Source organism: Novosphingobium sp. BF6 (assembly GCF_058273105.1).
Genome location: NZ_CM177775.1, coordinates 1,186,607 through 1,198,520, shown reverse-complemented (window position 1 = coordinate 1,198,520; position 11,914 = coordinate 1,186,607). Strand labels below are relative to the sequence as shown.

The following is an 11,914-nucleotide window of genomic DNA, read 5'->3' as shown; positions in this document are numbered from 1 at the left end:
ATGCCCCCGCAAAACGTGCAAAATGAGTAGTTTCGTTACTTTCTGTGCGACAATCCCCGGGAACGATGTGCAATTTCTTCCAGATCGAAAGGGGGTAGGTATGGGCGGTTACGAGCTGCGTCTGTGGCGCAAGGATTTGAACTGGACGCAGGAGCGCGCGGCCGAAGAGCTGGGCGTATCGCGCAAGACGTACAACAGCTGGGAACAGGACGGCACATCGCGGCTGGTGGAGCTGGCAACCAGACAGCTGACGCTGCGCGAGCTGTGGCCGGACATCGGCAAGCAGCTGAAGAGGATAAGCACGATCGCGCGTCATCGTTAGTCGTCCACCGGCTTCAGCGTTGCGCCGGGTAGAGACTGAAGCAGCGCAACCAGCGGGTTCTCCGCGTCTCCCTTCAGCGTCAGCTTGTCGTTGAACATGCCAAGGTGGCGCGCCACCATCTGCGCGGCCGCCATCTGGTCGTGCATCTTGGGCTTGATGCCCTCCTTCGTCATTTCCATGCCCGCATAGAGCAAGCGCGCAGGCCCAGAGAGGAACCGCGTGTCGTTGACGTGCATGTGGCCGAAGCCATCGCCATCGCACTTAGGGCAATCAGGATGCGGCGCGAGCTTGGGGTCGTAGCCGTAGCCACCTTCGTTAGTCGGGATAGGCCGGTCGTCTTCCTCGTCCGCGTTCTCGGTGGCGGCAATGAGCGCCTGTGCGTATTCGTCCTCGTCGCGCCATTGGTACTTGTGCTCGATGCCATGGCAGCACCGGCAGCAATCGCGGCGGTAGTGGACGATCTCGTTAGGGTCAGCGGTGGCGATGAACACCAGACGGCGTAGCAGCTCATCCTGACCGTACTTGATACGCTCTGAGCGCTCGGCCATGCCCTTCCTAATGGCCTCCTGCACCTTGACCAAACTCAACAGGCGAGAGGCAGACTGTTCGCAGGAGCGGCGGCTAGAGCACTGGTAAGCGCGCTGGTAAGCACGCCAGCCAATCATATGGTCGTCGGATAGTAATTCATCGACAAAGCGCTGCTGGTCCGCTGTGAGCGCCTTCTTGTTCGGTGTGGCTGTCGATCTCTTCTTTGCCGCTCCCGGCTTCTTAGCCGTTGAGGGCGTTTTTTTAGTTGGCATAGGCTTGTTCACAAGTGGGTGGGTTGACTCCCACGATCCGCATGGAGTTAAAGCCCCGGATCGCGCTGTTGCGATTGTAGAAACGGGAGTTCCAGATTGCAAACACTGGCTGACACCGCGCTCGAAGTGGTCCGATGGGACCGTGAAAGCCTGCCACATGGCGGCTATCGGCTTTCGAACGCGCGGTTAGGTAAGGATAACCTGCCGGACCTAACTGCTTATAACGACTGCACATCAGATGAGCAATTCGCCGACGAATTGAGCACAGCTCACCGAATCCTCGGGCGGCACATGACCGGGTTCTGGCTGGGGCTTGCCCTTTCCGCTGAACCGGCTTCGCGCATCATCGCCATGCTCGTGGAATGAGCCATGCGCACCTGCTTCTGTGCTTGGATAGGCAATACCTCGTGATCGGCGCGGCAATTTGCCGCCCCTCACCTCTAAAGTAATTCCTAAAATACAAACTAAAGTTGCATGATAAGATTCTTACATGATAAGATTGTGTCTCAGTAGTTAAACAGACAAACAAGCACTAACCGAGGAAAGGTTGATGAATGTCCAAGACCGCGCAGCTGTAGTAACCCTTTTGAATTATCTGGCGTCGAAGTACCTCCACACCTCTACAGAGGTCCGCGCCGCTGCCGCTCACTTCGAAATCACGCTGACAACCCAGCACCAGAAGGCAGAGCGCCCTTTCTTCAACGCCGCAGACGATGCCCGTAACTTCGTGGTCGATGTATTCCGCCCGGGTTCGCAGGCCATCCACGGCGAACGGTTCGATTTCCTGACACAGGAAGAGGCCGACTTCTTCGCGGCCATCCAGCGCAACGAAGTGCTGGTGAAGGATTACTCGTTCACCCGCCACGACGGTAAGCCAGTTGCAATTGCTGACTGGAACGGCACGCGCTTTGTTGAGTGGGACCGCAAGACATACCGCTTTCAGGACGCGCCTGAAGCGCTGCAAGCGGTGGTGGTTGAGTTTCTTGCACCTGAAGTTGATGCAATTCCACTGAACGAGGCGCGCAAGCTGTTCAAAGACCACTATGCGCTGTGTGACGCTCACGCGGTAGGCAAGCGCTACGTCGTCGGGATCCGCATGGCGAGCGAAGACGGCAAGCTCATCAAGCACGGCTCCTACTTCCACCGCGAAGACGCGCAGCGGGCGCTTAACCAGCTCCCCCAGACACGCGGCATTGCGCTTGAGCGCGGCCAGCTCGTCGTTCTCCAGAAATAAGACCCTGCCCCGGGCGACCGGGGCCAACAATCAGAAGGTAAACACCCATGGATAAGCACATTTTCGCCCGCGCCTTGGCGCACGCAATGAGTTTCAACTCAATCAGCCTGATCTGCCGCGAAGGCTGGAACGGCTTCACCTCCGGCCAGCAGTACGAAGCTATCGCGGCTGGCAGCAAGCTGAAGGCCAACGATGACAACGGCCTCGACACGCTGATCAGCGAGAACGTCGCGCACTTCTTCGACGTGGATAGCGCCATCGTGCTGGCCCAGCTGCCAACGCCTGAAGAGAAGGCCCACCAGCTACAGCTGTCCAATGCCACCGGCCTCGCGCACTCGCTGTTCCTGTTCGAGCAACCGGCCAGCCGCCCGTTCAAGGCCTATGACGTGCTCGAATGGAAGCCGGGCCTGTGTAACCGCAGCCTGCCTTCTCAGGGCGCGCTGATGATTGTCACTGAAGTGCTGGCGGTCGCGGTACCGAACGAGGCCGATGGCAACGCCAGCAATCCTTACCGCCATGACATCGTGGATCTTCGCGTCGGCGTGATGGCCTCTGGCCGTGGCCGTGAGGACGAGGAAACCATGCTGGAGATTTGCGTGGACAGCCGCCGCGTTCGCCATTGGGGTGACGGCCAATGAGCCGCGCCAAGAAGCCCGCTCCAATCATCCTGATTGATTTGGAGGACCAAGGGCAGGACTTCACGACGTGGTTCGTGCTGAACGGCCGCGTGATTGACTGCCAGCCGTGCCAGCAACGTGTGTGGGTAGGAACCAAGCTGTGCGCGAAGCCTCAGGTGGGCCAGCCGCTGCGCATCCTGACGGTGCATAGCCGCAACTACACCACGCTTCAGTACAAGCCGGTTGAAGTGCGCGAGCTGAACGAGCGCGAGGCCGCCGAGGTGAAAGCCCGGTACCGCGATTTCATCAAAGAAGAAGACTAACCCCCGGCCGCCGGTGCGCGGCCCATTGAAGGATATTGCCATGAGTATGACCGTAGAAACCGCCCTGTCCGTGCTGCGCGACCTAGTAGCGAAAGGCCACGGCCAGAACGTGCTGACGATCGACAGCCACCAGCCGGGCTTTGTGGGGCAGCGTACCAGCGTTGCTGTGAAGAAAATTGAGATTGGCCGCAGCTGGAACCACGGCGCGGTTTTGATGTGGCCGGCCGATTTGATGACCCGCGTTTCCACCGTGGGCCTGCTCGATGCAGAAGAGGCGATCGGGCCAGTGACGGTGGAGCGTGACGCGGCTGGCTTCTGGACGCACCCGGCACACCCGGACGAGCTGAACGGCGCGGAGCTGAACGAGTGGTTCGCCGCCAACGGCCTCGATTACACCATGAACTACCTGATTGCCCCGGAGACGGACGAACGCGACGGAGAGCCGGACCACTTCGCCCTGTGGGAGCTGCGCCAGCCAGCGGGCAACGGTTGGTTCCTGTGGGACATCCGTACCAACGCTGAAGGCGACGCAATCGCAGTCTGGGCACACAAAATCTAATCCGGAGCTACCATGAAAAACGTACTGACCCTGAAGCGCTTCAAGAACTGGGCCGACCCCGACCGCGTAGACATCAAACGTGACATGTGGCTGGCCTGTATCGGTGGCTGCGCCGCGTTTTGGCTTGTCGTCGCTGTTGCGATTTTGACAGCAGTATTGTCCGCATAACAACACAACCGCCCCCGCAAGGGGGCACAGGAGCAACCATGAGCCAGACCCCTATCATTTCCGCCCACCAGCTGCGTGACTACGTGCGCCAGCAGAACGTCGCGCCTGAAGCGGCACCGGCCCTCAAGATGATGATGCAGGCCGCCCAGCAGATTGAAGAGCTGGCACGCGCCGCCGTGACGTGGAGCGACCAGAACGGCCAGATTTCGCACTTGGAAACCCAGCTGGGCGAGTGCGGCGCGTTCATCATGAGCCTGCGTGACAAGTTCGCCCCGGAAGCGGCAGAGCTGTCCCTCGATGCGCTGTTCGAGCTGGTGGCCGCCCGTCTGGACCAGCCGCAACCGCCGGTGGATCCGGACGACGTGGCGGGCCACGAGTACCCGGGCACTAAGGTGAACTTCCGCGAGCTGGTGGACGAGCTGTGCGTGCATTTCGGCATCGAGCGCTATGACGACCTGAAGCCGCGCATGGTGGGCTTGCAACAGTTCGCCTCCGGCCGTGATCTGGCAGTGCGGGAGCGTGATAGCACCATCGAGACGCTGGATAAGGAGCTGGTGACGGCGAACGAGGCGACCAAGAACGCCAAAGAGGGCTATGCCCAGCTGCACACCCTGCTCGATGAGATTTGCGACAAGAGCACCGTCCCGGGCATTCGCTTCAACCAGCTGCCGCGCGCCGTCGAGAAGTTCGCCCAGCTGTTCAACGATGCGCTGGACGCCGCCGGTGTAGACGGTCAGGATTCGGACGATCTGCCGCAGACAATCCGCGCCCTTGTCGAGAGCCACCGCACGGCCGCCTCGCGGAGCAACAAGCTCAATAACACCCTGAACCGCGTCACCATGGCGCTGGGCCTCGCTCCGGAAGACGAGCCATCGGCACAGGAGCTGTGCGACGCAATCTCTAACCTGTTCGGCACTGACAGCTTTGCGGCGCCAGAGGGTGAACAGAGCTGGCTGAACGACGCGATCGACCTGTGCCACGCGGTAGCAGGCGATATGTCACGCGAGAACGCAATCATGGCCCGCGCCGCCCGGACCCTTATCCAGACCGCCCCACGAGGTGAGCATGACTAATCGACACAACCAAGGCCGCCAGAAGACGAAAATCGGCATCGCCCGCGAGGAAGCGCTTGCGGCTGGGATGAAGCACTTCAACGGCAGCGTATGCAGCATCAACCCGAAGCACGGCACGATCCGCCGGACCAACAACAACACCTGTCTGGAATGCTCCCGGGAAAGCTCCCGCGTCAGCAATGACCAGCTGAAGCCGCGCACCCGCCGTATCGTCACCAAGCGCGTGAACATGCACGACCCGATGGCGTTCCGTCGCCCGGTCATGGTGCTGGGCAACCCGGAACGAGTGAGGAACGCGGCATGATGGAGATAATTTCAGGCTGGATGTTGGTCATCGCCATCTGTGGGCCGGTGGCAGAGGAAGATTGCCGCGACGAGCCGGTGGACATGATTATCCATAACACCAAGGCCGACTGCGAACGCATCAGCGGCGCGAAGACCACCGACCCGGACGCGATTTGCATCGACGTGCAGATCAGACGGCCGGTGCTTGAGGTTCCCCAGTGAGCCGCGACTACGATTACGTTAAGACCTACCGCGCCAAGCGCATCGCCGCCGGTGACAGACCGCTACAGACGTGGCTTGCGGCACCAGCCGCGCAGGCGCTTGATGAGCTGAAGGCCCAGACCGACCTCTCCAAGGACGAGCTGATCAGCAAGGCGCTTCTGGAATACCACGAGCGCCACGCCCGGAAGTAGGGCCAGGCCGACCGACCGAACACGCCGCTGTGCGAAGCCTCCGGGCCGCAGCGGCTTTTTTTCGCCTGTACCCACCCAACCACACGGCAAAACAAAAAGAGCGCCTTAGCGGCGCTCCTGTGAGTTCGGTGATTACTATCCGCTCCGCCCGGCTTGGTCAGGGCATTGCATCAGCTCGTTGAAATGTCTTTCACGCATGGCCTGCATCCGGATGGCGTGCTGATTGGCCGCCGCCACCTGTTCCCGCTTGTGGCGAAACTTCATCTGCGCCAGCGATTCCTTCTGCATCGTTCGTCTGCTCCTTCTCGAAATGTGCCAAGGCCTCGGCCACCATGGCCGCCTTGCGATCCTCAAATTCTTGGCGTTCCCGGGCGCGGCGCTCGGCCGCCTCCTGTTCCCGGCGCTCTCCGGCCGCCTTCAGGTTCTCGGCCAGCTCACGCAGGCTGGCGGCCATGCGGGCTTTGTTCTCGTCCATCTGCTCCGGCGTGAAGGCTTCCCCTTCCGGGCCGGTCAGCGCCAGCACCGGCTCAGGCCGTGCCGGTGGCAACAGGCCGATCGTGCGGGCCTTCTCGACGGCGGCAATGCGCAGCTGGGGATCCCAACCGGCGCTGATTTCGAACTGTGGTTCTTTCCCCTCGATGCGGGCTTGCTCCACCAGCCGCTCGTAAGCCGGGATAAACGCCATGCGCGCGCCGATCTTGTCGCCGTCCTCGTAAAGCGGCCGGGCAACCTGCCACGCCTTCGCGGTTTCCGGCGTCCACACGACGGTGGCGGCCTCGTTGATGGCCGGGATTGCCTGCGCCCATGCCTCGTTTGCGGAGAGCCAGCGGGGCGTGTTGCTGCCGTGGGTGTATTCGATCGTCCGGATGATTTCGGCGGGCTTGGGCATGAACTGGCCGTGCTGGGGATCCCGCACCCACCGGTCCAAGGCCTGCCGAATGTGCTCCATGGTGTGAGCGGCCAGCGCGCTGAAGTACAAGCCCAGCAGCGGCTTGGTGGCGTCGCGGCCGTAAAGGGCCATGACGGCCCCCATGATTTCAGCGAACTCGCGCTTGTCAGCCTCGACCATCAGCCTTGGCCTCCGTTCACGAAGTCATCGATCGCGGCGCGGTTGCGGGTTTCGAGCTGTTGCTGGCGACCACCAGCCGCTTCGCCCTTCAGCGGGAAGACGCCCTTCCAGTTGCTCATGACGGATTGCTCCAGCACGGCACCGGGCGGATGGCCTGCATCGCGCAGCTGCTCCAGCTTCTTCACGATGAGCTTGGCGGCGTATGGGGTGAGCCTGCCAGCCTTGCCCATGCCGTCACGCATGGCGACGAACGCGGCCCAAGCCTCGACCGGGATCCATTTGGGTAAATCGCCCAGCTCCGCAGTGACGTCCTGAACTGGCTGTTTCGATTTTGACAACACCGCAGGCACGCTTTTCGCACGCCCGCCTTGTTGAGAAGTCTCTGTTGTAATCTCTGTAGTAGTCTCTGTTGTAATCTCTGTAAGAAGAACAGGGCAATTTGCCCTCTTCACATCAGGGCAATTTGCCCCCGCCGATGAGGGCAACTTGCCCTCTTCAGATGGGGTAACTTTTGCCCTCTTCGATGAGGGCAGATTGCCCTCATCGGTGAGTGCAGGATGCTCGAAGTCGATGGTGTAGAAATTCGTGTGAATGCGCTGGGATTTCTGGAGCTTTTCGGCAATCACGATGCCCTGTTTCGTCAGCACGGTGAGAGCGCGTTTCACGGTATCGACGGACCAGAATGGGAACTGGTTCGCCCATTGTTCGTGCGTGTTATAGACCCACCGGCGGCCCTCAAACTCCACACCGCTCTCTGTCTCGGTCAGCCAGTAATTCAGCTGCTGGAGCACGATCGCCTCATTCAGGCCAATGCGCTCGGCCAGCTCGGGATTGATGACCAGCGGCCGAAATTTGAATAGCAGGCTCATAGCCGCGCCTCCGTTGCCCAATCGAGAAATGCGTAGACCAGATGCGGCTGGCCGATGAGCCAAGCCAAACCGAACAGCACCAGCCCAAGGATCAGCGTCTTCATGCTTTGACCCTCCGGATCTCGGACAGGGCGAGCATGGTCATTTCCTCGGTGATGCGGCGCACGAGGATGTACTCAGGCACAGAGTGCAAGGCGTGCTCGCTGATGGCGTAACCGACGTGGGCCTTACCGGCATACAGGTGCAGGTGAATCTGGGCGCGCACGTCGTCCGGCCGGGCCACCAGCTCGAATACCGCCATGTTGGCAATCTGGCCGGTGGGTAGCCGGTGCTGGTAGGTCAGCGCCGGTGGGTTACGGTGATGCTGCGCACTGCCAGCCGCGAATACCGGATGGTTCTGGCCCAGCACGGCCTTGGCGTCGTCCAGCCGCTGCTCCAGCTTGCGGATCGTGTCGCGCAGCTCGTCGGCTTGCTGGCGGGCGTTCAACAGGTAGCCAGCCTTCAGGCGGCTTTGTTCCTTCCAGCTGGCAACCTCTTCCCGGGCGCGGCGGCGCTGATTGCGGCCAAATCTCTTGCTCATGCAGATTCCTTACCGGCGACGACCGGCGCATTGTCATTGTGATGGGTGATGATGCGAGCCGATGGGATCACCAGCTCGACGTCGTTGCGTGGGTTCTGATTGCCCCAGTGGTGCCAGCCGGGCGCATCCCCGCGGCTAAACAGCTCGATGCGGGAAACGTCCGGGCCATAGAGCCGATCGAGGCGCTGGCGCACTTCGTCAGGTTTGGCGCTGTGCGCGCCGATCGGGGCGTAAACCATCTGTTTGACGTTCCCGGCCAGCCGCTCCAGCCCATTGCCGCGAACGGCCACCAGCACGTCCTCACTGTTGGCGCGGGTGTAGTTGCCAAGGCCCATTTTGGTTTTGGCGTTCAGCAGCTGCATGAGGGCAGCGAAGTCGGGAACGGCACCGGCGGCCAGCGCCTTGTTGAAATCGCGCTCGGCCATCTGGTTGAGCTTGGCCCATGTGAACATTTTCATGTTCTTGACCTTGAAGTCCCACGCCTCGGCCAGCGCCCGGGCTTCGCGTTCCATCGGCCCCACCCACCACATAGCGAGCACGGCGTCAGGCGCGGCCAGATCCCAGACAGGCAAGCGCTTCATCTGCGCCAGCGTCATGGTCGGGTAGTGGTTGTCGGCTTTGCCCCGGGTGCCCTTGTTGTCGTAGGACCACGCCGGATCGGCATAAACGAGCTGATACGGGCCGCTCATGACTGCACCTCCCCGGCTGGGGCTTCGTACAGGAGCGAGGCGTCATAGAGGTTTTCCAGCGGCCAGTTGCGGAAGCGGTAAACCCATGGGCTATCGCCGTGCAGCTGCTGATGTTTGCCCAGTGTCCGGATGAGGTGGCTCACGGTGAGCGGCTGACCCGTCTCCGCGTAGACCGCTATCATGTAGGCATGAACGCGCGGCGCGGGATCGAGAAGGCCAGAGGGATCGCCTGCGACCGGGATAAGCCGGGCCTCAAGCGGAAAAGGTGTAATGCCTTCCGGGCAACGAAAACCCGGTTTTAAGATGTCGTCCCATGGTCCTTTCATGATTAGCTCACAATAAAAAACCGCCAAGCTGCGTAGTGGTGGAACTCCCTGTTCATTCGTTCGACGGCGATTAGCCAGACGAACAGGGACACTACGCAGCAAGGCGGTTGCTGCCGTCGATATTAACACCTGCCGGTCAGGAGTTCCACGTCCTGCCGCGTGAGAATTACTTCACGCTGGTTCCCGGCCAATGCCTTTGCAAACCGGTGGTACCGATTCGCTCGTTGCGATACTGCACGAAGCGTTGTTGTTTTGACAACACTCGAATCACGAAAAAGACTCCAACTCCCAGCCGCCACCCTCTTTTTTGGTCTGCGCCTTCACCGCGATGAAGTGGAAAGGGTATAGCTCGGCCGCCACCTTGATCTTCACCCGGGCGTCATCCGTCCAGAAGCCCTTAACCTCGTGGGCCTCCAGCTGGCCGTTCGCCAGCATGACGAAATAATCGCAGGTGTAGAACGTGTTGTCGGCCAGCCGGAGTTTCACGCCCTCGAACTTGTACCAGAGGATCTCCTTCTTGTGCTTTCGCCACTCCAGATGGTCCTCATAGCGCTGTTCGGTCTTGTTCTTCTCGCCGGTCTTCAGCCTGCCCAACGCCTGCATTTTCTGCTTTCCGTCGGGCTTGGGGGCGGCGGCCCCCTCCTTGCGCTTCTTCAGGTTGGTTTGCAGCGCTGCGAGCTGCTCCTCCGTCCAATTACTCAAACTCGTTCCTCAACTCGGCATGTGTCCACGTCCACCCGGGCGGCCGCCGCGAAGGCAAGCAGCTCCCGGCGCGTGGGCCTGCGAGTGAAGAACACAACGGCAGTGTCCGGAACGGACGGCATAATCAGTCGCCACGTCGCCCACTCCGGCCAGCCCGGGCCTTCTTCCTCGGCCGCAACACTCGCTTCTGTTGTCGTTTTGTCATCGGCCGGCCGATCCTGCAACAGGGCGGTAAGGCCATGCTCTTTCACGAGGTCGGATAGCCACGGCACGTCCAACCATGTGCCGTTGCGCAGCGCCGAGAGCACGGCTTCGCGGGCTTCTGTCTGTAGCTCGGTCATGCGTCCCCCACTGGCCGCGCCTGAACCACGGCAAGGCATTTGGTGTGGTGGAAGTGCATCATTTCGCTGCCGGACGGCTTCTTATCGACGTACTGGAAGCGCACCGCCCCGATCGCGTCGGAGTAGTAGCGGATGCGGAAACCCTTCTCCGGCTCTTCCCATGGGTCCGACGTCACCGGCTGGGACACGTCGCGGCCGGGCTGCTGGTTCGGGTTCGGCTTGCCGTAGTGGCTGCTGTAGTTGTGGGTGATCCCTACCCACTCACGGCCGCGCAGCTCGTTGAGGTGAACGTAGTGCGTGCGAGCCTCGAACAGGCCGTAATGCTCGTTAAATTCCGCCTGTTTCGGCTTGTGGGCGAAGTGAACGATATAGCTGTTGTCCACGCGCTTCTCACGGCACAGCACCACGATTTGCCAGTCGTAGCCTTGGATGTGGTCACGGTCGGCGGTGCGGATCGGTGGCGGCGCGTACTTCGGACCAGCCGCCGGTGCCGGTGCCGGTTCGGCTGGTGGCTCGAACGTGAAGCGCGGGCGATGCGCTGGCGCGGTTTCGACGGCGACCAGCTGGGCCACCAGCTCGGGATTGGCGTTCGCGGCTTTGGCGACGGCGGCAAGAGTTTCGGCAGAGGCAATCGGCTCCGGACCATCTACCCATACTGCCGGGCGCTGGGCGGGTTCAGTCGGCACCCATACGGCGGCTGGCTCGGCTGGGGCTGCTGGCGCTGGTTCGGGCTGGGCTGTCTCGGTGGTGGCCTTCTGCCACGGCGTCAGCTCGATCGGGGCGGCCTGCTCTTCAGGCGTCTCCGGCGCGTCGTACCCGGCCACGAAATCGTAAAGCTCAAGGAAGGTATCGCCCTCGCGTTCTGTCAGGCGCTTGCCTGTCAGCTTGTTGAACATCGCGACGGTCTTTTTCAGTACGAACGTGTGCTTGGTAGCTTCCAATTTCCTTTCCTCGGTTGTGTGATTATCGGCACTGCATGACGAAACCGGCATCAGCGGCGTCGTCGGGGTTTTCCAAATCTGCGATCATGTCTCGCGCAACGGCGCGCATGGCCTCTTTGGCCTGTTCGGTGGTGATAGGTCGGCGGCTGTGCCAGCTGCTTTCCAGCCGCGAGCCGTCCTTCATGTAAATAATCGCGTCACCCCACCAGATGACGGCCTTTTTCGGCAACTGCCGCATACTCGGCGTGACGATCGGATGCTGCATCCCGTCACGCCAGATAACTCGTACAGCCACGAACTTCCTTAGGCGTTGGACGCCACCCAAATCAGAATACCGGCGGTCCACAAGGTCACGCCAACAAAGCCCAGCATGAACAGGCGCCAGAACGCCTCCCCAAAGCTGCAATACCCGCGAAGCACGTCTCCCACGATGCGCACCGGGTTCAGGACCACCAGCCAGAAGGAAGCCTCCTGCATCCACTTGGTCGGCGGCTCGTGGCGGCCGTGGGCGGTACCGGAATGCGTTGGCTTGCCCATCGGGAACAGGTTGAACACCAGAGTGCCAATGGCACCGACGACACAGACGATCGCGAGAAACGACAT

The 11,914-nt window shown here is 61.2% G+C and carries 22 protein-coding genes; 11 read left to right on the top strand and 11 right to left on the bottom strand.

What is annotated here, in order from left to right:
- Window positions 1-100 precede the first annotated feature (100 nt).
- On the top strand, window positions 101-322 hold the full coding sequence (locus tag AC4D6D_RS05975; protein WP_491326891.1) for a helix-turn-helix transcriptional regulator: 222 nt from the start codon (window positions 101-103) through the stop codon (window positions 320-322).
- Here the strand turns inward: AC4D6D_RS05975 and AC4D6D_RS05970 are convergent.
- A complete protein-coding gene (locus AC4D6D_RS05970; protein WP_491326890.1) occupies window positions 319-1,134 on the bottom strand; it encodes a terminase small subunit in 816 nt (271 codons plus the stop codon). The genes AC4D6D_RS05975 and AC4D6D_RS05970 overlap by 4 nt on opposite strands.
- Before the next feature lie 84 nt (window positions 1,135-1,218).
- On the opposite strand from AC4D6D_RS05970, the gene AC4D6D_RS05965 reads away from it, so the two are divergent.
- The 10 genes from AC4D6D_RS05965 to AC4D6D_RS05920 all read left to right on the top strand — a co-directional run bounded on the left by AC4D6D_RS05965 (window position 1,219) and on the right by AC4D6D_RS05920 (window position 5,794).
- The gene (locus AC4D6D_RS05965) at window positions 1,219-1,488 is read left to right on the top strand and encodes a hypothetical protein (protein WP_491326889.1); all 270 of its coding nucleotides are present in this window, start codon (window positions 1,219-1,221) and stop codon (window positions 1,486-1,488) included.
- 184 nt (window positions 1,489-1,672) lie between these two features.
- Window positions 1,673-2,356 (top strand): hypothetical protein, encoded by a 684-nt coding sequence (locus AC4D6D_RS05960; protein ID WP_491326888.1) that lies wholly within the window; start codon window positions 1,673-1,675, stop codon window positions 2,354-2,356.
- Window positions 2,357-2,442: 86 nt separating this feature from the next.
- Window positions 2,443-2,994 (top strand): hypothetical protein, encoded by a 552-nt coding sequence (locus AC4D6D_RS05955; RefSeq protein WP_491326887.1) that lies wholly within the window; start codon window positions 2,443-2,445, stop codon window positions 2,992-2,994.
- Window positions 2,991-3,296, top strand: coding sequence for a hypothetical protein (locus AC4D6D_RS05950; RefSeq protein WP_491326886.1), 306 nt, complete (start codon window positions 2,991-2,993; stop codon window positions 3,294-3,296). Before AC4D6D_RS05955 ends, AC4D6D_RS05950 begins: the two co-directional genes overlap by 4 nt.
- 40 nt (window positions 3,297-3,336) lie before the next feature.
- Entirely contained in the window at window positions 3,337-3,855 is a 519-nt protein-coding gene (locus tag AC4D6D_RS05945; protein WP_491326885.1) for a hypothetical protein, read from the top strand.
- 12 nt (window positions 3,856-3,867) lie between these two features.
- On the top strand, window positions 3,868-4,023 hold the full coding sequence (locus AC4D6D_RS05940) for a hypothetical protein (protein ID WP_491326884.1): 156 nt from the start codon (window positions 3,868-3,870) through the stop codon (window positions 4,021-4,023).
- Window positions 4,024-4,061: 38 nt separating this feature from the next.
- Window positions 4,062-5,096 carry a hypothetical protein gene (locus tag AC4D6D_RS05935; RefSeq protein WP_491326883.1) on the top strand — a complete coding sequence of 345 codons (1,035 nt, stop codon included), beginning with the start codon at window positions 4,062-4,064 and terminating at the stop codon, window positions 5,094-5,096.
- A complete protein-coding gene (locus AC4D6D_RS05930; protein ID WP_491326882.1) occupies window positions 5,089-5,400 on the top strand; it encodes a hypothetical protein in 312 nt (103 codons plus the stop codon). The genes AC4D6D_RS05935 and AC4D6D_RS05930 overlap by 8 nt, the downstream gene beginning before the upstream one ends.
- Window positions 5,397-5,603 carry a hypothetical protein gene (locus AC4D6D_RS05925; protein WP_491326881.1) on the top strand — a complete coding sequence of 69 codons (207 nt, stop codon included), beginning with the start codon at window positions 5,397-5,399 and terminating at the stop codon, window positions 5,601-5,603. Before AC4D6D_RS05930 ends, AC4D6D_RS05925 begins: the two co-directional genes overlap by 4 nt.
- Window positions 5,600-5,794 carry a hypothetical protein gene (locus AC4D6D_RS05920; RefSeq protein ID WP_491326880.1) on the top strand — a complete coding sequence of 65 codons (195 nt, stop codon included), beginning with the start codon at window positions 5,600-5,602 and terminating at the stop codon, window positions 5,792-5,794. The genes AC4D6D_RS05925 and AC4D6D_RS05920 overlap by 4 nt, the downstream gene beginning before the upstream one ends.
- A 190-nt stretch (window positions 5,795-5,984) precedes the next feature.
- On the opposite strand, the gene AC4D6D_RS05915 is transcribed toward AC4D6D_RS05920, so the two are convergent.
- The 10 genes from AC4D6D_RS05915 to AC4D6D_RS05870 form a co-directional block, all read right to left on the bottom strand.
- The gene (locus tag AC4D6D_RS05915; RefSeq protein WP_491326879.1) at window positions 5,985-6,863 is read right to left on the bottom strand and encodes a hypothetical protein; all 879 of its coding nucleotides are present in this window, start codon (window positions 6,861-6,863) and stop codon (window positions 5,985-5,987) included.
- Window positions 6,863-7,732 (bottom strand): phage replication initiator YdaU family protein, encoded by an 870-nt coding sequence (locus AC4D6D_RS05910; RefSeq protein WP_491326878.1) that lies wholly within the window; start codon window positions 7,730-7,732, stop codon window positions 6,863-6,865. The genes AC4D6D_RS05915 and AC4D6D_RS05910 overlap by 1 nt, the downstream gene beginning before the upstream one ends.
- A gap of 100 nt (window positions 7,733-7,832) precedes the next feature.
- Window positions 7,833-8,312: a hypothetical protein gene (locus tag AC4D6D_RS05905; RefSeq protein WP_491326877.1), complete on the bottom strand. Its 480-nt coding sequence runs from the start codon at window positions 8,310-8,312 to the stop codon at window positions 7,833-7,835.
- Window positions 8,309-9,001 carry an MT-A70 family methyltransferase gene (locus AC4D6D_RS05900; protein ID WP_491326876.1) on the bottom strand — a complete coding sequence of 231 codons (693 nt, stop codon included), beginning with the start codon at window positions 8,999-9,001 and terminating at the stop codon, window positions 8,309-8,311. Before AC4D6D_RS05900 ends, AC4D6D_RS05905 begins: the two co-directional genes overlap by 4 nt.
- On the bottom strand, window positions 8,998-9,327 hold the full coding sequence (locus AC4D6D_RS05895; protein WP_491326875.1) for a hypothetical protein: 330 nt from the start codon (window positions 9,325-9,327) through the stop codon (window positions 8,998-9,000). The genes AC4D6D_RS05900 and AC4D6D_RS05895 overlap by 4 nt, the downstream gene beginning before the upstream one ends.
- Window positions 9,328-9,594: 267 nt before the next feature.
- Window positions 9,595-10,029 (bottom strand): hypothetical protein, encoded by a 435-nt coding sequence (locus AC4D6D_RS05890; RefSeq protein WP_491326874.1) that lies wholly within the window; start codon window positions 10,027-10,029, stop codon window positions 9,595-9,597.
- Complete coding sequence (locus tag AC4D6D_RS05885) at window positions 10,026-10,370, bottom strand: hypothetical protein (RefSeq protein WP_491326873.1); 345 nt, start codon at window positions 10,368-10,370, stop codon at window positions 10,026-10,028. Before AC4D6D_RS05885 ends, AC4D6D_RS05890 begins: the two co-directional genes overlap by 4 nt.
- Window positions 10,367-11,311 (bottom strand): hypothetical protein, encoded by a 945-nt coding sequence (locus AC4D6D_RS05880; RefSeq protein ID WP_491326872.1) that lies wholly within the window; start codon window positions 11,309-11,311, stop codon window positions 10,367-10,369. Before AC4D6D_RS05880 ends, AC4D6D_RS05885 begins: the two co-directional genes overlap by 4 nt.
- A gap of 22 nt (window positions 11,312-11,333) precedes the next feature.
- Window positions 11,334-11,576, bottom strand: coding sequence for a hypothetical protein (locus AC4D6D_RS05875; RefSeq protein ID WP_491326871.1), 243 nt, complete (start codon window positions 11,574-11,576; stop codon window positions 11,334-11,336).
- Window positions 11,577-11,614: 38 nt separating this feature from the next.
- Window positions 11,615-11,914 (bottom strand): hypothetical protein, encoded by a 300-nt coding sequence (locus tag AC4D6D_RS05870; RefSeq protein WP_491326870.1) that lies wholly within the window; start codon window positions 11,912-11,914, stop codon window positions 11,615-11,617.

Excerpts from the sequence above, each read along its gene's own strand:
- AC4D6D_RS05975 (WP_491326891.1), top strand. The coding sequence starts at position 101 with ATGGGCGGTTACGAGCTGCGTCTGTGGCGCAAGGATTTGAACTGGACG.
- AC4D6D_RS05960 (WP_491326888.1), top strand. The coding sequence starts at position 1,673 with ATGAATGTCCAAGACCGCGCAGCTGTAGTAACCCTTTTGAATTATCTG.
- AC4D6D_RS05955 (WP_491326887.1), top strand. The coding sequence starts at position 2,443 with ATGAGTTTCAACTCAATCAGCCTGATCTGCCGCGAAGGCTGGAACGGC.
- AC4D6D_RS05950 (WP_491326886.1), top strand. The coding sequence starts at position 2,991 with ATGAGCCGCGCCAAGAAGCCCGCTCCAATCATCCTGATTGATTTGGAG.
- AC4D6D_RS05945 (WP_491326885.1), top strand. The coding sequence starts at position 3,337 with ATGAGTATGACCGTAGAAACCGCCCTGTCCGTGCTGCGCGACCTAGTA.
- AC4D6D_RS05940 (WP_491326884.1), top strand. The coding sequence starts at position 3,868 with ATGAAAAACGTACTGACCCTGAAGCGCTTCAAGAACTGGGCCGACCCC.
- AC4D6D_RS05935 (WP_491326883.1), top strand. The coding sequence starts at position 4,062 with ATGAGCCAGACCCCTATCATTTCCGCCCACCAGCTGCGTGACTACGTG.
- AC4D6D_RS05930 (WP_491326882.1), top strand. The coding sequence starts at position 5,089 with ATGACTAATCGACACAACCAAGGCCGCCAGAAGACGAAAATCGGCATC.
- AC4D6D_RS05925 (WP_491326881.1), top strand. The coding sequence starts at position 5,397 with ATGATGGAGATAATTTCAGGCTGGATGTTGGTCATCGCCATCTGTGGG.
- AC4D6D_RS05915 (WP_491326879.1), bottom strand. The coding sequence starts at position 6,863 with ATGGTCGAGGCTGACAAGCGCGAGTTCGCTGAAATCATGGGGGCCGTC.
- AC4D6D_RS05910 (WP_491326878.1), bottom strand. The coding sequence starts at position 7,732 with ATGAGCCTGCTATTCAAATTTCGGCCGCTGGTCATCAATCCCGAGCTG.
- AC4D6D_RS05905 (WP_491326877.1), bottom strand. The coding sequence starts at position 8,312 with ATGAGCAAGAGATTTGGCCGCAATCAGCGCCGCCGCGCCCGGGAAGAG.
- AC4D6D_RS05900 (WP_491326876.1), bottom strand. The coding sequence starts at position 9,001 with ATGAGCGGCCCGTATCAGCTCGTTTATGCCGATCCGGCGTGGTCCTAC.
- AC4D6D_RS05895 (WP_491326875.1), bottom strand. The coding sequence starts at position 9,327 with ATGAAAGGACCATGGGACGACATCTTAAAACCGGGTTTTCGTTGCCCG.
- AC4D6D_RS05885 (WP_491326873.1), bottom strand. The coding sequence starts at position 10,370 with ATGACCGAGCTACAGACAGAAGCCCGCGAAGCCGTGCTCTCGGCGCTG.
- AC4D6D_RS05875 (WP_491326871.1), bottom strand. The coding sequence starts at position 11,576 with ATGCAGCATCCGATCGTCACGCCGAGTATGCGGCAGTTGCCGAAAAAG.
- AC4D6D_RS05870 (WP_491326870.1), bottom strand. The coding sequence starts at position 11,914 with ATGTCGTTTCTCGCGATCGTCTGTGTCGTCGGTGCCATTGGCACTCTG.